Origin of the sequence: Pantoea sp. S61 (assembly GCF_016625145.1) — a bacterium.
Classification (GTDB): Bacteria; Pseudomonadota; Gammaproteobacteria; order Enterobacterales; family Enterobacteriaceae; genus Pantoea; species Pantoea rwandensis_B.
In genome coordinates this window covers 17,608-36,938 of the sequence record NZ_JACVUO010000007.1, presented here as the reverse complement: position 1 = coordinate 36,938, position 19,331 = coordinate 17,608, and the positions used below count along the sequence as shown (strand labels likewise).

Genomic DNA, 19,331 nt, shown 5'->3' with positions numbered 1-19,331 from the left:
AATGGTTAGTTGCGTCGAGCATGGTAGCGGAATTCCGCTGCGGTGACGACGCTTTGGAGGGGAACGATGTCGCAGCCACCCAAAATTTTGCTGCTTTACGCCCATCCGGAAACACAGGATTCGATTGCTAATCGGGTTTTGCTGCAGTCGGCTATGGAACTGGACCACGTCACGGTGCACGATTTATACGCCCACTATCCGGACTTTTTTATCGATATTCATTACGAGCAGCAGTTGTTGCGCGAACACCAAATCATTGTTTTCCAGCACCCGCTATACACCTATAGCTGCCCGGCTTTGCTGAAAGAGTGGCTGGATCGCGTGTTGTCGCGCGGGTTTGCCAGCGGTCAGGACGGGAATGCGCTGGAGGGCAAGTACTGGCGCAGCGTGGTGACCACCGGAGAACCAGAAACCGCGTACCACCACAATGGTCTGAATCGTTATCCGATGAGCGACATCATGCGTCCGTTTGAGCTGACGGCGCAGATGTGTCGTATGCACTGGATGACGCCGATGGTGATCTACTGGGCGCGCCGCCAGACGCCGGAAGTGATGCGCAATTATGCGCGCGCCTACCGTGACTGGCTCTCGTCACCGTTGCCGCAGGGAGTGATGTGATGGAAGGTCAAACGTTACTCACCGCCGGAGTGATTTATCTGGTGGCTGCTGTGGTTGTGGTGCCGATTGCGGCACGACTTGGCATTGGTGCCGTACTGGGTTATCTGCTGGCCGGCATTGCCATCGGCCCGTGGGGGCTAGGCTTTATCAGCGACGTTGATGAGATTCTGCACTTCTCCGAACTCGGCGTGGTGTTCCTGATGTTCATCATCGGGCTGGAGTTGAATCCCGCCAAGCTCTGGGCGTTAAGACGTTCAATCTTTGGCGTGGGCGCTGCGCAGGTATTGGTTTCTGCGGCGATTCTTGGTGTGCTGTTGTGGCTAACCAACTTTAGCTGGCAGGCCGCGATTATCGGCGGGATTGGCCTGGCAATGTCCTCCACGGCCATGGCACTGCAATTGATGCGCGATAAAGGCATGAATCGTAGCGAAGCGGGACAGCTCGGCTTCTCAGTGCTCCTCTTCCAGGATTTGGCTGTCATCCCCGCATTAGCACTTGTGCCCTTGCTGGCCGGTGGGGACAGCGGTCATGTTGACTGGCTGAAAGTGGGTATGAAGGTGCTGGCGTTTGCCGGCATGCTGGTGGGTGGCCGTTATCTGCTGCGTCCGATTTTCCGCTTTATCGCCGCTTCCGGTGTGCGTGAAGTGTTCACGGCGGCTTCATTATTACTGGTGCTGGGCTCGGCGCTGTTTATGGATATGCTAGGGCTGTCGATGGCCCTCGGCACCTTTATCGCCGGGATCCTGCTGGCCGAGAGTGAATATCGGCACGAGCTTGAAGTGGCGATCGAACCCTTCAAAGGGTTGCTGCTCGGGCTGTTCTTTATTTCCGTCGGCATGGCGCTGAATTTGGGCGTGCTCTATACCCATATCGCGGAAATTATCCTTGGCGTAGTGATTCTGGTGGCGGTGAAAACGCTGGTGCTCTATGTGCTGGGCCGTATTTATGGCTTACGCAGTTCCGAGCGCCTGCAGTTTGCCGGGGTGCTTAGCCAGGGCGGTGAATTTGCTTTTGTGCTGTTTTCGGCGGCCTCGTCGGCCAAACTGTTTAGCGGCGATCAATTACCCCTGTTGCTGGTGACGGTGACGCTGTCGATGATGACTACACCGCTGTTGATGCAGGGTGTAGATAAAATTCTCGCACGTCGGTTCAATGAGCCCGATGATGACAATGAGAAGCCGTTTGTCGAAGATGATCAGCCGCAGGTGATTGTGGTGGGCTTTGGTCGTTTTGGTCAGGTGGTGGGCCGCTTGCTGATGGCTAACAATAAGCGGATTACGGTGCTGGAGCGTGACATCTCGGCTGTCAGCCTGATGCGCAAATATGGCTATAAGGTTTACTATGGCGATGCCACTGAGCTTGAGTTACTGCGTGCTGCCGGTGCGGAGAATGCACAATCCATTGTGATTACCTGCAATGATCCAGAAGATTCGATGTCCATCGTTCACCTTTGCCAGCAGCACTTCCCGCAGTTGGAAATCCTGGCGCGTGCGCGTGGCCGTGTGGAAGCCCATGAATTATTGCAAGCGGGCGTCACGCTGTTCTCGCGTGAAACCTTCTCCAGTGCGCTGGAACTGGGGCGCAAGACGCTAATTTCACTCGGCATGCATCCGCATCAGGCGCAACGTGCGCAACAGCACTTCCGTCGACTCGATATGCGCATGCTGCGTGAGCTGGTGCCAAGCCACGATGATAACGCGCAGGCCTCACGTGTGCGTGAAGCTCGCCGTGAGTTAGAAGACATCTTCCAGCGCGAAATGCAGCATGAAAAGCGCCAGATCGACGGTTGGGATGACGAGTAGGACTACACTTAACATATCCGTTGCTTAATAGCGGGCAGGAAAGAGTATGCGTAAACGTTTTATTGCTGGTGCGGTATGTCCGCAATGTCAGGAAAAAGACACGCTGGCGTTATGGCGTGAAAACAATGTCGAAGTGGTGGAGTGCGTGCAGTGCGGCCATCAAATGCGTGAAGCGGATAAACAAGTTCGCGATAAGGTGCGCAGCAATGAGCAAGTGATCGGCATTTTTCATCCTGAGTAGCGGAATGGCGCAGCTTTTTTTAAGCTTAAACTTACAGCGGGATTGAATTCCGCTACAATCGGCGCCATTAACGCTGAGCAGTATGCAGCAACACATTTGTTGGCATCCTCAGTCTTGAACCTTTCTGGTTGGTTATTGCACGCAAAATAGACCAATGAGACGGGATCTCAGTTCTCAACGGTTAGGAGATATCATGAAAGTAGCAAAAGACCTGGTGGTGAGCCTGGCGTATCAGGTTCGTACCGAAGACGGTGTGTTGGTTGACGAGTCACCGGTGAGTGCACCGTTGGACTATCTGCACGGTCATGGTTCCCTGATTTCTGGTCTGGAAAAAGCGCTGGAAAATCACGCGGTTGGCGATAAGTTTGATGTGCATATTCCAGCAAACGACGCTTACGGTCAGTACGATGACAACCTGGTGCAGCGTGTACCAAAAGACGTGTTCATGGGCGTCGACGAACTGCAGGTTGGCATGCGCTTCCTGGCAGAAACCGATCAGGGTCCAGTGCCGGTTGAAATCACCGAAGTGGAAGACGAGCACGTTGTGGTTGATGGTAACCACATGCTGGCGGGTCAGAACCTGAACTTCAACGTGGAAGTGGTAGCGATCCGTGAAGCAACGGAAGAAGAAATCGCTCACGGCCATGTGCATGGCGCGGATGGTCATCATCATGACCACAATCACGACCATGGTCACGATCACGGCCAGGGAGGTTGTGGTACTGGCGGTTGCGGCTGCAGCCACTAAGTTCTGCATTGAACAACAAAAGGCCACCTCCGGGTGGCCTTTTGCTTTAATAGTGCGGTGGTGGCGTCTCTTCGGACTGCGAAGCAATCGGTGAGGGTGTCGCTGCTTTCACTTTATCCACTAATAAACGTACCTGTTCGCGCATACGACTCATCTCTAGTTCGTGTTGAGTCACCGTCAGATTGAGCTGATCGATGGTATGCTCCTGAAATGCCAGTTTGCTCTCCAGCGCCTCAAGGCGTTGTTCCCACTCTTCATGCTGCATCATCTCTTCTCCTGTCACGGTGCTGCGCCTGGCGCGTATCGGGCGTGATTCTACGGCCTTTAGCGCCAGAATCACCCGATTTTTAACCTTTATGGGGCTTTGCGGTTGAAATCAGCGCTAATGCCTTCACCTCTGGTGAAACTTCCTGATGCAAAAAAGGTCGGATGTTAAGCGGGTAATTACGTTGTGGGAGTGTTCGCCGCTGCCACGTAAAGTTATAGTGTGGGCCACTGTCCGCAATGATTCCCGAGGTTTAGATGCTTCGGTTTTGGAGAAAGGATGAAATCACTGTTTAAAGTCACATTGTTAGCTACCACCATGGCCATTGCGCTGAATGCACCGCTGGCAATGGCAGCTGAAACCGCTGCGGCTCCGGCTGACGCTGCTCAGGCAGCACCGCAGGCACCGAAAAATGCTGCCTTCAAAAACGAAGACCAGCAGTCAGCTTATGCGCTGGGTGCCTCTTTGGGTCGCTACATGGACAACTCTCTGAAGGAACAAGAGAAGCTGGGCATCAAACTGGACAAAGATCAGTTGATCGCAGGTGTTCAGGATGCATTCGGTGGCAAGAGCAAACTGTCTGATCAAGAGATCGAGCAGACACTGCAAGCCTTCGAAGGCCGCGTGAAAGGCGCTGCACAGGCCAAGATGGAAAAAGACGCGAAAGAGAACTCTGACAAGGGGGCCGCTTACGCTGATAAATTCGCCAAAGAAAAAGGCGTGAAGAAAACTGAATCTGGCTTGCTGTATCAGGTTGAGAAAGAAGGCACCGGTGACGCACCTAAAGACAGCGACACCGTCGTCGTGAACTATAAAGGTACGCTGATCGACGGTACCGAGTTCGATAACTCTTACACCCGTGGCGAGCCACTGTCATTCCGTCTCGACGGCGTGATCCCAGGCTGGACCGAAGGTCTGAAGCACGTGAAGAAAGGCGGCAAGATCAAGCTGGTTATCCCACCGAACCTGGCTTACGGCAAAAATGGCGTTCCGGGCATTCCGGCCAACTCAACGCTGGTATTTGATGTTGAGCTGCTGGATATCAAGCCAGCGCCAAAAGCGGATGAGAAAGCACAGGCTCCGGCCGCTGCTGATAAGAAAGCGCAGTAATCTGCTTGCGCTTCTGACGCCGCCTCCGGGCGGCGTTTTTATTTGTCCGCCAGACTTGAGATTCGCTGGCTGTACTCGCAATGCTCAGGTCTGAACGAACATGCCGTCTTGCAGCAACCCAAATTGTTTAGGGGAATGAGTAAAGCTCTGGCTAAACATCCCGACATTTGCCAGACTAGCGCCTGCACAACTATCACAATATGAGTCTGCCCCAAAGCTGTCGAGACAGGCTCCAGCCATTTAGGGTAATGTCTTCGATGTCTAATCCATTCAATCCCGGTGAACTGACTGACTTCGATTTACTGGAGCAACGTCCGTTCGAGCAAGCCGATTACGATATTCTCAAATCTTACGAAGCCGTCGTTGATGGCCTCGCGATGCTGATCGGCTCGCACTGCGAAATCGTGCTGCATTCACTGGAAGATTTGAAATGCTCCGCCGTGCGCATCGCCAACGGTGAACATACCGGCCGTAAAGTGGGCTCGCCGATTACCGATTTGGCATTGCGCATGCTGCATGATATGCATGGCGCAGACAGCAATGTGTCCCGTGCTTACTTCACGCGCGCCAAAAGCGGTGTGCTGATGAAATCTGTCACCATTGCGATTCGCAATCGTCAGCAGCGAGTGATTGGCCTGCTGTGTATCAACATGAACCTTGATGTGCCGTTCTCGCAGATTATGTCGACCTTTATGCCGCCCGAGATGCAGCAGGTGGACTCCAACGTCAACTTTGCCAGCTCAGTCGAAGACCTGGTGATGCAAACGCTGGAATTTACCATTGAGGAAGTGAGTAACGACCGCAACGTCTCGAACAACGCCAAGAATCGCCAGATTGTGCTCAACCTGTATGAGAAGGGAATTTTTGATATCAAGGATGCGATTAACCAGGTCGCTGACCGTCTCAATATTTCTAAGCACACGGTTTACCTCTACATCCGTCAGTTCAAAAGCGGTGACTTCCAGGGGCAGGATCGCTAATGCGCTATACCTTGCTGGTGACGGGGCCGGCGTACGGTACGCAGCATGCCAGTAGTGCATTGCTGTTTGCTCGTGCGTTGCTCAAAGCAGGGCATCAGCTGGAAAGTGTTTTCTTTTATAGAGAAGGCGTGCTGAATGCCAACCAGCTTAGTGCACCTGCCAGCGATGAAGTGGATGTGGTGCGCGCATGGCAACAACTGCGCGAAGAGAGCGGTGCCGCGCTGAATATTTGCGTGGCTGCCGCATTGCGCCGTGGCGTGACGGATGAACAGGAAGCCACTCGCTTGCAACTGGCAGGCAGTAATTTGCAGCCTGGTTTTGAACTGAGCGGCTTAGGTGCGCTGGCAGAAGCCGCGCTGAGCTGTGATCGTCTGGTGCAATTCTGATGAATCGCGTGGCATTTCTTTTCACTCAGGCACCTCACGGTAGCAGCGCGGGCAGGGAAGGGCTGGATGCGGTGCTGGCTACTGGCGCGCTCAGCGAAGACATTGGACTGTTCTTTATTGGCGATGGCGTGCTGCAACTGCAACGCGAACAGCAGCCTGAGCAGATTTTGGCTCGCAACTATATCGCGACGTTTGGCGTGCTCGATCTCTACGACATCGACCAGTGTTTCGTCTGCCGCGAGTCACTTGATGCGCGTGGGCAAAGTCTGACTGCTGAACGTGTGATGACGGCTGAAGTGCTGGATGCCGCGACACTGCGCCAGACACTCGCCACTTATCATCGAATCCTTCGTTTCTGAGAATCCAACATGCTCTACACGCTGCTGCAATCACCCTGGCAATGCGATATCGATAGCCTGTTACTGCTGATGCAGGAGGGCGACGATTTGCTGCTAATGCAGGATGGCGTCACGGCGGCGCTTGAGGGCAGCCAGATGTTCATCAAGCTGCAAGCCTCTCCGGCCGCGCTTTGGGTCCTTGAGGAAGATGTGGTCGCGCGTGGGTTGGTTGAGCAAATTTCGACCAAAGTAGCACGTTTGGACTATACTGGTTTCGTTGCGATGACGGTGAAGCACCAACAACAAGTGGCCTGGTAGCAAGGAAAACCTGGTTATTTCTTGACACCCTTTTGACACAGCCCTAAAATTCTGCCTCCTCGTAGTAATACGAGGCGATTTATTACGTGTTTACGAAGCAAAAAGCTAAATCCCAGGAGCTATTTAATGGCAACAGTTAACCAGCTGGTTCGCAAACCACGCGTACGCAAAGTTGCAAAGAGCAACGTGCCTGCGCTGGAAGCTTGCCCGCAGAAACGTGGTGTTTGTACTCGTGTGTACACCACTACCCCTAAAAAACCAAACTCAGCACTGCGTAAAGTTTGCCGTGTGCGTTTGACTAACGGTTTTGAAGTTACCTCCTACATCGGCGGTGAAGGTCATAACCTCCAGGAACACTCAGTGATCCTGATCCGTGGCGGTCGTGTTAAAGACTTGCCAGGTGTGCGTTACCACACCGTTCGCGGCGCGCTTGACTGCTCAGGTGTTAAAGACCGTAAGCAGTCACGCTCCAAGTACGGCGTGAAGAAGCCAAAGGCTTAATGGTTCTCCGTTAAGTAAGGCCAAACATTTTCACTTTAATGTCAAAATAAACTCGTAGAGTTTTGGACAATCCTGAATTAACAACGGAGTATTTCCATGCCACGTCGTCGCGTCATTGGTCAGCGTAAAATCCTGCCAGATCCTAAGTTCGGATCAGAATTGCTGGCTAAATTTGTAAACATCCTGATGGTAGATGGTAAAAAATCTACTGCAGAATCTATCGTCTATACCGCACTTGATACCCTGGCTCAACGTGCAGGTAAAGATGGTCTGGAAGCTTTCGAAGTTGCTCTCGAAAACGTACGTCCGACTGTAGAAGTTAAGTCACGTCGCGTTGGTGGTTCAACCTACCAGGTTCCAGTTGAAGTCCGTCCGGTTCGTCGTAATGCTCTGGCAATGCGTTGGATCGTTGAAGCTGCTCGTAAACGCGGTGATAAATCAATGGCTCTTCGCCTGGCGAACGAACTTTCTGACGCTGCAGAGAACAAAGGTACTGCAGTTAAGAAACGTGAAGACGTTCACCGTATGGCTGAAGCCAACAAGGCGTTCGCACACTACCGCTGGTAACAGCCACGTAGTTGTTATTAACCCAGCGGGCGTCCCAGTGGCTTACCTGCTGGGCTTTTTTAACTTAGAACGTCTCAGAATCAGAGGAATCAAATGGCTCGTAAAACACCCATTGAGCGCTATCGTAACATCGGTATCAGTGCTCACATCGACGCCGGTAAAACTACCACTACCGAACGTGTTCTGTTCTACACCGGTGTAAACCACAAAATCGGTGAAGTGCATGACGGCGCCGCAACCATGGACTGGATGGAGCAGGAACAGGAACGTGGTATTACCATCACTTCCGCTGCAACCACCTGTTACTGGTCAGGTATGGCTAAGCAGTTCGAGCCACACCACGTCAACATCATTGACACCCCGGGACACGTTGACTTCACCATCGAAGTTGAGCGTTCTATGCGTGTGCTTGATGGCGCAGTAATGGTTTACTGTGCGGTTGGTGGTGTTCAGCCACAGTCTGAAACCGTATGGCGCCAGGCTAACAAATATAAAGTTCCACGCATCGCGTTCGTTAACAAAATGGACCGCATGGGTGCTAACTTCCTGAAAGTTGTTGACCAGATGAAAACGCGCCTGGGTGCAAACCCGGTTCCACTTCAGCTGGCTATTGGCGCAGAAGAGAAATTCACCGGTGTTGTTGACCTGGTGAAAATGAAAGCCATCAACTGGAACGATGAAGATCAGGGCGTTACCTTCGTTTACGAAGATATCCCAGCTGATATGCAGGAACTGGCTGAAGAGTGGCGTGCCAACCTGGTTGAAGCCGCTGCTGAAGGTTCTGATGAGCTGATGGAGAAATTCTTCGGCGGTGAAGAGCTGACTGAAGAAGAGATCAAAACTTCTCTGCGTAAGCGCGTGCTGAAAAACGAAATCATCCTGGTAACCTGTGGTTCTGCATTTAAGAACAAAGGTGTTCAGGCGATGCTGGATGCGGTTGTTGAATACCTGCCAGCACCGACTGACGTTACCGCGATCAACGGTATGCTGGACGACGGTAAAGACACGCCGGCTGAGCGTCATTCTGACGACAACGAGCCGTTTGCTGCTCTGGCGTTCAAAATCGCAACCGACCCGTTTGTGGGTAACCTGACCTTCTTCCGCGTTTACTCTGGTGTTGTTAACACCGGTGACACCGTGTTCAACCCGGTTAAGTCAAACCGTGAGCGTCTGGGCCGTATCGTTCAGATGCACGCAAACAAACGTGAAGAGATCAAAGAAGTTCGTGCGGGCGACATCGCAGCAGCGATCGGCCTGAAAGATGTGACCACTGGTGACACCCTGTGTGATCCAGAAAATGTCATCATTCTTGAGCGCATGGAATTCCCAGAGCCGGTAATCTCTATCGCCGTTGAGCCGAAAACCAAAGCTGACCAGGAAAAAATGGGTCTGGCTCTGGGTCGTCTGGCGAAAGAAGATCCATCATTCCGTGTATGGACTGACGAAGAATCTAATCAGACCATCATCGCGGGTATGGGTGAGCTGCACCTCGACATCATCGTTGACCGTATGAAGCGTGAGTTCAACGTTGAAGCGAACGTCGGTAAACCACAGGTTGCTTATCGCGAAGCGATTCGTTCTAAAGTTACCGATGTTGAAGGTAAACACGCTAAGCAGTCTGGTGGTCGTGGTCAGTACGGTCATGTTGTTATCGACATGTACCCACTGGAGCCGGGTGTTAACCCGAAAGGCTACGAATTTGTCAACGATATCAAGGGCGGTGTGATTCCAACTGAATACATCCCTGCGGTTGATAAAGGTATCCAGGAGCAGCTGAAGTCTGGTCCACTGGCCGGTTATCCGGTAGTTGACCTGGGTGTTCGTCTGCACTTCGGTTCTTACCATGACGTTGACTCCTCTGAGCTGGCGTTTAAACTGGCCGCTTCTTTAGCCTTCAAAGATGGCTTTAAGAAAGCACAGCCAGTTCTGCTTGAGCCGATCATGAAGGTTGAAGTAGAGACTCCGGAAGAGAACACCGGTGACGTTATCGGTGACCTTAGCCGTCGTCGTGGTATGCTCAAAGGACAGGAATCTAACGCTACTGGCGTTCAGATTCATGCTGAAGTTCCGCTGTCTGAAATGTTCGGATATGCAACCCAGCTGCGTTCTCTGACCAAAGGCCGTGCTTCTTACTCCATGGAGTTCCTGAAGTACGATGATGCGCCGAACAACGTCGCTCAGGCCGTTATTGAAGCTCGTAGCAAATAAGCTACGGTTTAAAAATTGTGAACTGATGCCTTCATGACTCATGAAGGCACAACGTAAGGAATTATCGCCATGGCGAAAGAGCAATTTCAGCGTAACAAACTGCACGTAAACGTTGGCACCATCGGTCACGTTGACCATGGTAAAACCACTCTGACTGCAGCTATCACCACCGTTCTGGCTAAAACCTACGGCGGCTCTGCTAAAGCGTTCGATCAGATCGATAACGCACCAGAAGAGAAAGCTCGTGGTATCACCATCAACACTTCACACGTTGAATATGAAACCCCGACTCGCCACTACGCACACGTTGACTGCCCAGGCCACGCCGACTATGTGAAAAACATGATCACCGGTGCTGCGCAGATGGACGGCGCGATCCTGGTTGTTGCTGCGACTGATGGCCCAATGCCACAGACCCGTGAGCACATCCTGCTGGGTCGTCAGGTTGGCGTTCCTTACATCATCGTGTTCCTGAACAAGTGCGACATGGTTGATGATGAAGAGCTGCTGGAACTGGTAGAGATGGAAGTTCGCGATCTGCTGTCAGCATACGACTTCCCAGGCGACGATACTCCAATCGTACGCGGTTCTGCTCTGCAGGCACTGAACGGTGTTGCTGAGTGGGAAGAGAAGATCATTGAGCTGGCTGGTCACCTGGATAACTACATCCCAGAGCCAGTACGTGCAATCGACCTGCCGTTCCTGCTGCCAATCGAAGACGTATTCTCAATCTCAGGCCGTGGTACTGTTGTAACCGGTCGTGTTGAGCGCGGTATCGTTAAAGTGGGCGACGAAGTTGAAATCGTTGGTATCAAGGCGACTGTTAAGTCTACCTGTACTGGCGTTGAAATGTTCCGTAAGCTGCTGGACCAGGGTCAGGCGGGTGAAAACTGTGGTGTTCTGCTGCGCGGTATCAAGCGTGAAGACATCCAGCGTGGTCAGGTACTGGCTAAGCCAGGCACCATCAAGCCACACACCAAGTTCGTATCAGAAGTATACGTCCTGTCTAAAGACGAAGGCGGCCGTCATACTCCGTTCTTCAAAGGCTACCGTCCACAGTTCTACTTCCGTACTACTGACGTGACTGGTAACGTTGAGCTGCCAGAAGGCGTTGAGATGGTAATGCCAGGCGACAACGTGAAAATGACCGTTGAGCTGATCCACCCAATCGCGATGGATCAGGGTCTGCGTTTCGCAATCCGTGAAGGCGGCCGTACTGTTGGTGCGGGCGTTGTTGCTGAAGTTCTGGCTTAATCGCGGAATGTCGGTGGCTGCCTGGGTAGCCGCCGCAGCACGAAAAGAGAGCACTTCGGTGCTCTTTTTTTTTTCTGAAATTCGCCACTCAAGTCAATCCCACACAAAAGCTACGTTTGAAATAAAAACTATTCTCATTTACACTTTGATCAGAATTTGTACTGGAGTCGCAGTAAATGTACGTCTGTCTGTGTAATGCCGTGAGTGACAAAACCCTCCGTGAAGTAGTACGTCGCTATCAGCCCAAATCGATCCAACATCTTCGTCAACTGGTTCCTATCGGAAAACAGTGTGGTAAGTGCATCCGTTTTGCGCGCGAGATTATGGATGATGAGTTGCTGAAGGTACCGCTGTACAAAGAAATCGCTTAGGTCGAATCGACATCCTCTGGCAATAACCACAAAAACAGTCCTGTTTTTTTGACTTCTTTTTATCCGCATCTACGATCTATTTACCTGGAAGCGGAGGAAGCAAAATGAAGGGCGACAGTAAAATCATAACTCATCTCAATAAACTACTGGGGAATGAACTGGTTGCGATTAATCAGTACTTTCTTCATGCACGTATGTTCAAAAACTGGGGGCTTATTCGCCTCAACGATGTCGAGTATCACGAATCCATCGATGAAATGAAGCATGCGGACAAATACATCGAGCGCATTCTTTTTCTTGAAGGGATTCCAAATTTGCAGGATCTTGGCCGGTTGCGTATTGGTGAAGATGTACCGGAAATGCTGCAGTCCGATCTGACGTTGGAGTTAGAAGGGGCGAAGGATTTACGTGAAGCGATTGCCTATGCCGACAAGGTACATGACTACGTAAGCCGCGACATGATGATTGAGATTCTGGGCGAGGAAGAGCATCACATTGACTGGCTGGAAACCGAACTCGACCTGATTCAAAAACTCGGTTTGCAGAATTACCTGCAGGCGCAATTAAAAGAAGAAAGCACAGACTAAAACCCTTTCGTTGTAGCAATGTCACAGAGCCTGTAAGGGGAAATATCGAGCCCCATACAGGCTTTTTCGCATTTAGTCCGCAATTGATGTGGTTAAAAACGCATCACGGGTTGCTTCCTGAACTGATTTGCGTATAATGCGCGGGCCTGCCGATATTGGTATGGCGCGATTCGAGCAGAATCGCAGGTGATAGCAAGCGATGTATCACCTGACAATACTCCCGATTGGGGAGTTATATGCTGAACGATTACACTCCTCCATCAATCGTAATGGGTGTGGGTAGTAATTCTTTTCGTTTATAAAATGTTTGGAGCCTTGGTCTCATGTCGAACCAAAGAATCCGTATCCGTCTTAAAGCGTTTGATCATCGCCTGATCGATCAATCAACCGCGGAAATCGTTGAGACTGCCAAGCGCACTGGTGCGCAGGTACGTGGTCCGATCCCGCTGCCAACTCGCAAAGAGCGTTTCACCGTTCTGATCTCTCCGCACGTTAACAAAGACGCGCGCGATCAGTACGAGATCCGTACTCACAAGCGTCTGGTAGACATCGTTGAGCCAACTGAAAAAACCGTTGATGCACTGATGCGTCTGGATCTGGCTGCCGGTGTTGACGTGCAGATCAGCCTGGGTTAATCAGGTCATCGAGCGATTGAGAGGTTGATACAATGATTGGTTTAGTCGGTAAAAAAGTGGGCATGACTCGCATCTTCACTGAAGATGGCGTTTCAATCCCAGTAACCGTAATCGAAGTTGAAGCAAACCGCGTTACTCAGGTCAAAGGCCTGGAAAACGACGGTTACCAGGCTATCCAGGTGACCACCGGTGCTAAAAAAGCAAACCGTGTGAGCAAGCCGGAAGCAGGTCATTTTGCTAAAGCTGGCGTTGAAGCTGGCCGTGGTCTGTGGGAATTCCGCACCGAAGGTGAAGAGTACTCAGTAGGCCAGAGCATCAGTGTTGAAATTTTCGCTGACGTTAAAAAAGTAGACGTTACCGGTACCTCTAAAGGTAAAGGTTTCGCAGGTACCGTTAAGCGCTGGAACTTCCGTACCCAGGACGCTACACACGGTAACTCCTTGTCTCACCGCGTTCCGGGTTCTATCGGTCAGAACCAGACTCCGGGCAAAGTGTTCAAAGGCAAGAAAATGGCTGGTCAACTGGGTAACGAGCGCGTAACCGTTCAGAGCCTGGAAGTGGTACGTGTTGACGCTGAGCGCAACCTGCTGCTGGTCAAAGGTGCTGTCCCGGGTGCAACCGGCAGCGACCTGATTGTTAAACCAGCTGTGAAGGCGTAAGGGGATAGCAATGGAATTAGTACTGAAAGACGCGCAGAGCGCGCTGACTGTTTCCGAAACTACCTTCGGTCGTGATTTCAACGAAGCGCTGGTTCACCAGGTTGTTGTTGCTTATGCCGCTGGTGCTCGTCAGGGTACTCGTGCGCAGAAAACTCGTGCTGAAGTAACTGGTTCAGGCAAAAAGCCTTGGCGCCAGAAAGGTACCGGCCGTGCGCGTTCAGGTTCTGTAAAGAGCCCGATCTGGCGTTCAGGTGGCGTGACCTTCGCTGCGCGTCCACAGGACCACAGTCAAAAAGTTAACAAGAAGATGTACCGCGGCGCGCTGAAAAGCATCCTGTCCGAACTGGTACGTCAGGACCGTCTGATCGTTGTCGAGACGTTCTCTGTAGAAGCGCCTAAAACTAAGCTGCTGGCACAGAAACTGAAAGACATGGCGCTGGAAGATGTGCTGATCATCACCGGTGAACTGGATGAGAATCTGTTCCTGGCTGCGCGTAACCTGTACAAGGTTGACGTGCGTGATGCAGCAGGTATCGACCCAGTTAGCCTGATCGCCTTCGACAAAGTCGTTATGACTGCGGAAGCAGTTAAGCAAGTTGAGGAGATGCTGGCATGATCCGTGAAGAACGTCTGCTGAAAGTAGTGCGTGCACCGCACGTATCTGAAAAAGCATCTACTGCGATGGAAAAAAGCAATACCATCGTTCTCAAAGTTGCTAAAGACGCGACCAAAGCAGAGATCGTTGCTGCTGTTGAGAAGCTGTTCGAAGTTGAAGTTAAAGACGTAAACACCCTGGTTGTTAAGGGCAAAGTTAAGCGTCACGGACAGCGTATCGGTCGTCGTAGCGACTGGAAAAAAGCTTACGTCACCCTGAAGGAAGGCCAGAACCTGGACTTCGTCGGCGGCGCTGAGTAAGTCGGAGGAGAAAGACAATGGCAGTTGTTAAATGTAAACCGACATCTCCGGGTCGTCGTCACGTAGTTAAAGTGGTGAACCCAGAGCTGCACAAGGGCAAACCTTTTGCTCCGCTGTTAGAAAAAAACAGCAAATCCGGTGGTCGTAACAACAATGGTCGTATCACTACCCGTCATATCGGTGGTGGTCACAAGCAGGCTTACCGTATTGTTGACTTCAAACGCAACAAAGATGGTATCCCAGCAGTTGTTGAGCGTCTTGAGTACGATCCGAACCGTTCTGCGAATATCGCACTGGTTCTGTACAAAGATGGCGAGCGCCGTTACATCCTGGCCCCTAAAGGCCTGAAAGCTGGTGATCAGGTTCAATCTGGCGTTGATGCTGCGATTAAAGCAGGTAACACCCTGCCAATGCGTAACATCCCGGTGGGTTCTACCGTTCACAACGTAGAAATGAAACCAGGCAAAGGCGGTCAGATTGCTCGCTCAGCTGGTACTTACGTGCAGATCGTTGCGCGTGATGGTTCCTACGTAACCCTGCGTCTGCGTTCAGGCGAAATGCGTAAAGTCGAAATCGACTGCCGCGCAACCCTGGGCGAAGTCGGTAACGCTGAGCACATGCTGCGCGTTCTGGGTAAAGCTGGTGCAACCCGTTGGCGTGGTGTTCGTCCTACCGTTCGCGGTACTGCGATGAACCCAGTCGATCACCCGCACGGTGGTGGTGAAGGTCGTAACTTTGGTAAGCACCCGGTAACTCCGTGGGGCGTTCAGACCAAAGGTAAGAAGACCCGTAGCAACAAGCGTACTGATAAATTTATCGTACGTCGCCGTAGCAAATAATTTTAGAGGATAAGCCATGCCACGTTCTCTCAAGAAAGGTCCTTTTATTGACCTGCACTTGCTGAAGAAGGTAGAGAAAGCGGTGGAAAGCGGTGACAAGAAGCCCCTGCGCACTTGGTCCCGTCGTTCAACGATCTTCCCTAACATGATCGGTTTGACCATCGCTGTCCATAATGGTCGTCAGCACGTTCCTGTCTTTGTATCCGACGAAATGGTCGGCCACAAACTGGGTGAATTTGCACCGACACGTACTTATCGCGGCCATGCTGCAGATAAGAAAGCCAAGAAGAAATAAGTAGGAGGAAGAGATGGAAACTATTGCTCAACATCGCCATGCTCGTTCTTCTGCTCAGAAGGTCCGCCTTGTTGCTGACCTGATTCGCGGTAAGAAAGTGTCGCAGGCTCTGGATATTCTGACCTACACCAACAAGAAAGCTGCTGTGTTGGTTAAGAAAGTCCTGGAATCTGCCATTGCGAACGCCGAACACAACGATGGCGCTGATATCGACGATCTGAAAGTCGCGAAAATCTTCGTAGACGAAGGCCCAAGCATGAAGCGCATTATGCCGCGTGCGAAAGGTCGTGCAGATCGCATCCTGAAGCGCACCAGCCACATTACTGTGGTTGTGTCCGATCGCTGAGACTCTGGAGACTAGCAATGGGTCAGAAAGTACATCCTAATGGTATTCGCCTGGGTATTGTAAAACCATGGAACTCTACCTGGTTTGCGAACACCAAAGAATTCGCTGACAACCTGGACAGCGATTTTAAAGTACGTCAGTTCCTGACTAAGGAACTGGCTAAAGCGTCTGTATCTCGTATCGTTATCGAGCGTCCGGCTAAGAGCATCCGTGTGACCATTCACACCGCTCGCCCGGGTATCGTTATCGGTAAGAAAGGTGAAGACGTAGAAAAACTGCGCACGGTCGTAGCGAAAATCGCTGGCGTTCCTGCACAGATCAATATCGCCGAAGTCCGTAAACCGGAACTGGACGCTAAATTGGTTGCTGATAGCATCACTTCACAGCTGGAGCGTCGTGTGATGTTCCGTCGTGCTATGAAGCGTGCTGTTCAGAACGCAATGCGTCTGGGCGCGAAGGGTATTAAAGTTGAAGTTAGCGGCCGTTTGGGCGGAGCCGAGATCGCACGTACCGAATGGTACCGTGAAGGTCGCGTGCCACTGCACACTCTGCGTGCAGACATTGACTACAACACCTCTGAAGCGCACACCACTTATGGTGTAATCGGCGTTAAGGTATGGATCTTCAAAGGTGAGATCCTGGGTGGTATGGCTGCTGTTGAACAACCGGAACCGGCTGCTCAACCTAAAAAGCAGCAGCGTAAAGGCCGTAAGTAAGGAGAGTCGCTGATGTTACAACCAAAGCGTACGAAATTCCGTAAAGTGCACAAAGGCCGCAACCGTGGTCTGGCGCAGGGTACGGATGTCAGCTTCGGTACTTTCGGTCTGAAAGCTGTTGGCCGTGGTCGTCTGACTGCTCGTCAGATCGAAGCAGCACGTCGTGCTATGACCCGTGCAGTTAAGCGTCAAGGTAAGATCTGGATCCGTGTATTCCCGGACAAACCGATCACCGAGAAGCCGCTTGAAGTGCGTATGGGTAAAGGTAAGGGTAACGTGGAGTATTGGGTTGCCCTGATCCAACCGGGTAAAGTCCTGTATGAAATGGACGGTGTTCCGGAAGAGCTTGCCCGTGAAGCATTCAAGCTGGCAGCAGCAAAACTGCCTATCAAAACCACCTTTGTTACTAAGACGGTGATGTAATGAAAGCAAATGAGCTGCGTGAAAAAAGCGTTGAAGAGCTGAACGCTGAGCTTCTTAACCTGCTGCGTGAGCAATTCAACCTGCGCATGCAGGCAGCATCCGGCCAGCTGCAGCAGACACATCTGCTGAAGCAAGTGCGCCGTAATGTTGCACGTGTTAAGACTTTACTGACTGAGAAGGCGGCGTAATGACCGATAAAATCCGTACTCTGCAGGGTCGTGTAATTAGTGACAAAATGCAGAAATCTGCAGTTGTTGCTATCGAACGTGTCGTGAAACACCCGATCTACGGTAAGTTCATCAAGCGTACGACTAAGCTGCACATCCATGACGAGAACAACGAATGTGGAATCGGTGACGTGGTAGAAATCCGCGAAACCCGTCCACTGTCTAAGACTAAGTCTTGGGCGCTGGTTCGCGTTGTAGAGAAAGCGATTCTGTAATAGAATCCGCTTCCTCTAAAAAATAAAATGAACGGCTCGTCTGAGCCGTTCATTTTTTCTACCCATCTGCGAGATCCGGTGTTATAATGCCGCGCCCTCAATTATGGGGCTTTTTAACGACCTGAGGTTTGGGTCCCGAAGTAGTAGTTGACATTAGCGGAGCACTAAAATGATCCAAGAACAGACTATGCTGAACGTCGCCGACAACTCCGGTGCACGTCGCGTAATGTGTATCAAGGTTCTGGGTGGCTCGCACCGTCGCTACGCAGGCGTCGGCGACATCATTAAAGTTACCATCAAGGAAGCAATTCCTCGCGGTAAAGTTAAGAAAGGTGATGTCCTGAAGGCGGTAGTGGTGCGCACCAGGAAGGGTGTTCGTCGCCCGGACGGTTCTGTCATTCGCTTCGATGGTAATGCATGCGTTATTTTAAACAATAACAGCGAGCAGCCTATCGGTACGCGTATTTTTGGGCCGGTAACTCGTGAACTTCGTACTGAAAAGTTCATGAAAATTATCTCTCTGGCACCAGAAGTACTCTAAGGAGCGAGCAATGGCAGCGAAAATCCGTCGTAACGACGAAGTTATCGTGATTACCGGTAAAGACAAAGGTAAACGCGGTAAAGTAAAGAATGTCCTGACTTCTGGTAAGGTCATCGTTGAAGGTATCAACCTGGTTAAGAAACACCAGAAGCCGGTTCCGGCTCTGAACCAACCAGGCGGCATCGTTGAAAAAGAAGCTGCTATTCAGGTTTCTAACGTTGCAATCTTCAATGCGGCAACCGGCAAGGCTGACCGTGTAGGCTTTAGATTCGAAGAAGGCAAAAAAGTCCGTTTCTTCAAGTCTAATAGCGAAACTATCAAGTAATTTGGAGTAGTACGATGGCGAAACTGCATGATTACTACAAAGACGAAGTAGTCCAGAAACTCATGACTGAGTTCGGCTACAATTCTGTCATGCAAGTCCCTCGGGTCGAGAAGATCACCCTGAACATGGGTGTTGGTGAAGCGATCGCTGACAAGAAACTGCTGGATAACGCAGCAGCTGACCTGGCAGCAATCTCCGGTCAAAAACCGTTGATCACCAAAGCACGCAAATCAGTTGCAGGCTTCAAAATCCGTCAGGGCTATCCGATCGGCTGTAAAGTAACTCTGCGCGGCGAGCGCATGTGGGAGTTCTTTGAGCGCCTGATCACTATTGCTGTTCCACGTATTCGTGACTTCCGCGGCCTGTCTGCTAAGTCTTTCGATGGTCGTGGTAACTACAGCATGGGCGTTCGTGAGCAGATCATCTTCCCAGAAATCGATTATGACAAAGTCGATCGCGTTCGTGGTTTGGATATTACCATTACCACTACTGCGAAATCTGATGATGAAGGCCGTGCTCTGCTGGCTGCCTTTGACTTCCCGTTCCGCAAGTAAGGTAGGGTTACTTAATGGCTAAGCAATCGATGAAAGCACGCGAAGTAAAGCGTGTGAAATTAGCAGACAAGTTCTTCGCTAAGCGCGTTGAACTGAAAGCGATCATTTCTGATGTGAACGCATCCGACGAAGATCGTTGGGATGCCGTTCTCAAGCTGCAGAGTCTGCCGCGTGATTCCAGCCCTTCCCGTCAGCGTAACCGCTGCCGTCAGACAGGTCGTCCGCACGGTTTCCTGCGGAAGTTTGGGTTGAGCCGTATCAAGGTCCGTGAAGCCGCAATGCGCGGTGAAATCCCGGGTCTGAAAAAGGCTAGCTGGTAATTGTCACCATTTGAATCACGGGAGTAA

The 19,331-nt window shown here is 51.4% G+C and carries 31 protein-coding genes; 30 read left to right on the top strand and 1 reads right to left on the bottom strand.

Translation table 11 applies throughout. The annotated features are described in order from the left end of the window. The first annotated feature begins 66 nt into the window (after positions 1–66). The 4 genes from kefG to slyD all read left to right on the top strand — a co-directional run bounded on the left by kefG (position 67) and on the right by slyD (position 3,409). Complete coding sequence (gene kefG, locus IAE30_RS14960; RefSeq protein WP_034830789.1) at positions 67–618, top strand: glutathione-regulated potassium-efflux system ancillary protein KefG; 552 nt, start codon at positions 67–69, stop codon at positions 616–618. After that, positions 618–2,420 (top strand): glutathione-regulated potassium-efflux system protein KefB, encoded by a 1,803-nt coding sequence (kefB, locus tag IAE30_RS14955; protein ID WP_200680279.1) that lies wholly within the window; start codon positions 618–620, stop codon positions 2,418–2,420. The genes kefG and kefB overlap by 1 nt, the downstream gene beginning before the upstream one ends. Before the next feature lie 46 nt (positions 2,421–2,466). After that, on the top strand, positions 2,467–2,661 hold the full coding sequence (locus IAE30_RS14950; RefSeq protein WP_034830784.1) for a YheV family putative zinc ribbon protein: 195 nt from the start codon (positions 2,467–2,469) through the stop codon (positions 2,659–2,661). Positions 2,662–2,854: 193 nt separating this feature from the next. Beyond that, positions 2,855–3,409, top strand: a complete 555-nt coding sequence (gene slyD, locus IAE30_RS14945) for a peptidylprolyl isomerase (RefSeq protein ID WP_200680277.1) — start codon at positions 2,855–2,857, stop codon at positions 3,407–3,409. A 46-nt stretch (positions 3,410–3,455) separates the two neighbouring features. Here the strand turns inward: slyD and IAE30_RS14940 are convergent, their stop codons facing one another. Then, complete coding sequence (locus tag IAE30_RS14940) at positions 3,456–3,674, bottom strand: SlyX family protein (RefSeq protein WP_034830802.1); 219 nt, start codon at positions 3,672–3,674, stop codon at positions 3,456–3,458. 279 nt (positions 3,675–3,953) lie between these two features. Here IAE30_RS14940 and fkpA point away from each other — a divergent pair, with 279 nt between their 5' ends. From fkpA to rpsN, 26 genes are all read left to right on the top strand, one after another. After that, positions 3,954–4,784 (top strand): FKBP-type peptidyl-prolyl cis-trans isomerase, encoded by an 831-nt coding sequence (gene fkpA / locus IAE30_RS14935; protein ID WP_045833796.1) that lies wholly within the window; start codon positions 3,954–3,956, stop codon positions 4,782–4,784. A gap of 257 nt (positions 4,785–5,041) precedes the next feature. Then, positions 5,042–5,764 (top strand): transcriptional regulator, encoded by a 723-nt coding sequence (locus IAE30_RS14930; RefSeq protein WP_034830776.1) that lies wholly within the window; start codon positions 5,042–5,044, stop codon positions 5,762–5,764. Then, on the top strand, positions 5,764–6,150 hold the full coding sequence (tusD, locus tag IAE30_RS14925) for a sulfurtransferase complex subunit TusD (protein ID WP_038644322.1): 387 nt from the start codon (positions 5,764–5,766) through the stop codon (positions 6,148–6,150). Before IAE30_RS14930 ends, tusD begins: the two co-directional genes overlap by 1 nt. Continuing rightward, the gene (gene tusC / locus IAE30_RS14920; protein WP_038644324.1) at positions 6,150–6,509 is read left to right on the top strand and encodes a sulfurtransferase complex subunit TusC; all 360 of its coding nucleotides are present in this window, start codon (positions 6,150–6,152) and stop codon (positions 6,507–6,509) included. The genes tusD and tusC overlap by 1 nt, the downstream gene beginning before the upstream one ends. 9 nt (positions 6,510–6,518) lie before the next feature. Beyond that, positions 6,519–6,806, top strand: coding sequence for a sulfurtransferase complex subunit TusB (gene tusB, locus IAE30_RS14915; RefSeq protein WP_034830769.1), 288 nt, complete (start codon positions 6,519–6,521; stop codon positions 6,804–6,806). A gap of 126 nt (positions 6,807–6,932) precedes the next feature. After that, entirely contained in the window at positions 6,933–7,307 is a 375-nt protein-coding gene (rpsL, locus tag IAE30_RS14910; protein WP_006120575.1) for a 30S ribosomal protein S12, read from the top strand. Between the two features lie 96 nt (positions 7,308–7,403). Next, on the top strand, positions 7,404–7,874 hold the full coding sequence (gene rpsG, locus IAE30_RS14905; protein ID WP_007886246.1) for a 30S ribosomal protein S7: 471 nt from the start codon (positions 7,404–7,406) through the stop codon (positions 7,872–7,874). A gap of 93 nt (positions 7,875–7,967) precedes the next feature. Then, complete coding sequence (gene fusA, locus IAE30_RS14900) at positions 7,968–10,082, top strand: elongation factor G (RefSeq protein ID WP_038644327.1); 2,115 nt, start codon at positions 7,968–7,970, stop codon at positions 10,080–10,082. Positions 10,083–10,151: 69 nt separating this feature from the next. Beyond that, positions 10,152–11,336, top strand: a complete 1,185-nt coding sequence (gene tuf / locus IAE30_RS14895; RefSeq protein WP_034830763.1) for an elongation factor Tu — start codon at positions 10,152–10,154, stop codon at positions 11,334–11,336. Positions 11,337–11,512: 176 nt separating this feature from the next. Beyond that, the gene (gene bfd / locus IAE30_RS14890; RefSeq protein WP_045816954.1) at positions 11,513–11,707 is read left to right on the top strand and encodes a bacterioferritin-associated ferredoxin; all 195 of its coding nucleotides are present in this window, start codon (positions 11,513–11,515) and stop codon (positions 11,705–11,707) included. 104 nt (positions 11,708–11,811) lie between these two features. Beyond that, positions 11,812–12,294, top strand: a complete 483-nt coding sequence (gene bfr / locus IAE30_RS14885) for a bacterioferritin (RefSeq protein ID WP_034830757.1) — start codon at positions 11,812–11,814, stop codon at positions 12,292–12,294. A 323-nt stretch (positions 12,295–12,617) separates the two neighbouring features. Next, entirely contained in the window at positions 12,618–12,929 is a 312-nt protein-coding gene (gene rpsJ / locus IAE30_RS14880; protein WP_006120582.1) for a 30S ribosomal protein S10, read from the top strand. Positions 12,930–12,961: 32 nt separating this feature from the next. Beyond that, positions 12,962–13,588: a 50S ribosomal protein L3 gene (gene rplC / locus IAE30_RS14875; RefSeq protein ID WP_038644330.1), complete on the top strand. Its 627-nt coding sequence runs from the start codon at positions 12,962–12,964 to the stop codon at positions 13,586–13,588. A gap of 10 nt (positions 13,589–13,598) precedes the next feature. Beyond that, positions 13,599–14,204: a 50S ribosomal protein L4 gene (rplD, locus tag IAE30_RS14870; RefSeq protein WP_034830751.1), complete on the top strand. Its 606-nt coding sequence runs from the start codon at positions 13,599–13,601 to the stop codon at positions 14,202–14,204. Further along, positions 14,201–14,503 (top strand): 50S ribosomal protein L23, encoded by a 303-nt coding sequence (gene rplW / locus IAE30_RS14865; protein WP_034830749.1) that lies wholly within the window; start codon positions 14,201–14,203, stop codon positions 14,501–14,503. Before rplD ends, rplW begins: the two co-directional genes overlap by 4 nt. A 17-nt stretch (positions 14,504–14,520) precedes the next feature. Continuing rightward, a complete protein-coding gene (gene rplB, locus IAE30_RS14860; protein ID WP_034830746.1) occupies positions 14,521–15,342 on the top strand; it encodes a 50S ribosomal protein L2 in 822 nt (273 codons plus the stop codon). A gap of 16 nt (positions 15,343–15,358) precedes the next feature. Next, entirely contained in the window at positions 15,359–15,637 is a 279-nt protein-coding gene (gene rpsS, locus IAE30_RS14855) for a 30S ribosomal protein S19 (RefSeq protein WP_001138115.1), read from the top strand. Positions 15,638–15,650: 13 nt separating this feature from the next. Next, positions 15,651–15,983: a 50S ribosomal protein L22 gene (rplV, locus tag IAE30_RS14850; protein WP_007891659.1), complete on the top strand. Its 333-nt coding sequence runs from the start codon at positions 15,651–15,653 to the stop codon at positions 15,981–15,983. Between the two features lie 17 nt (positions 15,984–16,000). Further along, positions 16,001–16,699, top strand: a complete 699-nt coding sequence (gene rpsC, locus IAE30_RS14845; RefSeq protein ID WP_034830744.1) for a 30S ribosomal protein S3 — start codon at positions 16,001–16,003, stop codon at positions 16,697–16,699. Positions 16,700–16,711: 12 nt separating this feature from the next. After that, entirely contained in the window at positions 16,712–17,122 is a 411-nt protein-coding gene (gene rplP, locus IAE30_RS14840) for a 50S ribosomal protein L16 (protein ID WP_002438716.1), read from the top strand. Next, positions 17,122–17,310 (top strand): 50S ribosomal protein L29, encoded by a 189-nt coding sequence (gene rpmC / locus IAE30_RS14835; RefSeq protein WP_034830743.1) that lies wholly within the window; start codon positions 17,122–17,124, stop codon positions 17,308–17,310. Before rplP ends, rpmC begins: the two co-directional genes overlap by 1 nt. Next, the gene (gene rpsQ / locus IAE30_RS14830; protein ID WP_038644333.1) at positions 17,310–17,564 is read left to right on the top strand and encodes a 30S ribosomal protein S17; all 255 of its coding nucleotides are present in this window, start codon (positions 17,310–17,312) and stop codon (positions 17,562–17,564) included. The genes rpmC and rpsQ overlap by 1 nt, the downstream gene beginning before the upstream one ends. Before the next feature lie 169 nt (positions 17,565–17,733). After that, a complete protein-coding gene (gene rplN / locus IAE30_RS14825) occupies positions 17,734–18,105 on the top strand; it encodes a 50S ribosomal protein L14 (protein ID WP_006120590.1) in 372 nt (123 codons plus the stop codon). Positions 18,106–18,115: 10 nt separating this feature from the next. Then, a complete protein-coding gene (gene rplX / locus IAE30_RS14820) occupies positions 18,116–18,430 on the top strand; it encodes a 50S ribosomal protein L24 (RefSeq protein ID WP_034830741.1) in 315 nt (104 codons plus the stop codon). Positions 18,431–18,444: 14 nt separating this feature from the next. After that, the gene (rplE, locus tag IAE30_RS14815; protein WP_013510763.1) at positions 18,445–18,984 is read left to right on the top strand and encodes a 50S ribosomal protein L5; all 540 of its coding nucleotides are present in this window, start codon (positions 18,445–18,447) and stop codon (positions 18,982–18,984) included. A 14-nt stretch (positions 18,985–18,998) separates the two neighbouring features. Continuing rightward, positions 18,999–19,304 (top strand): 30S ribosomal protein S14, encoded by a 306-nt coding sequence (gene rpsN, locus IAE30_RS14810; protein ID WP_007891666.1) that lies wholly within the window; start codon positions 18,999–19,001, stop codon positions 19,302–19,304. Positions 19,305–19,331: the final 27 nt, after the last annotated feature.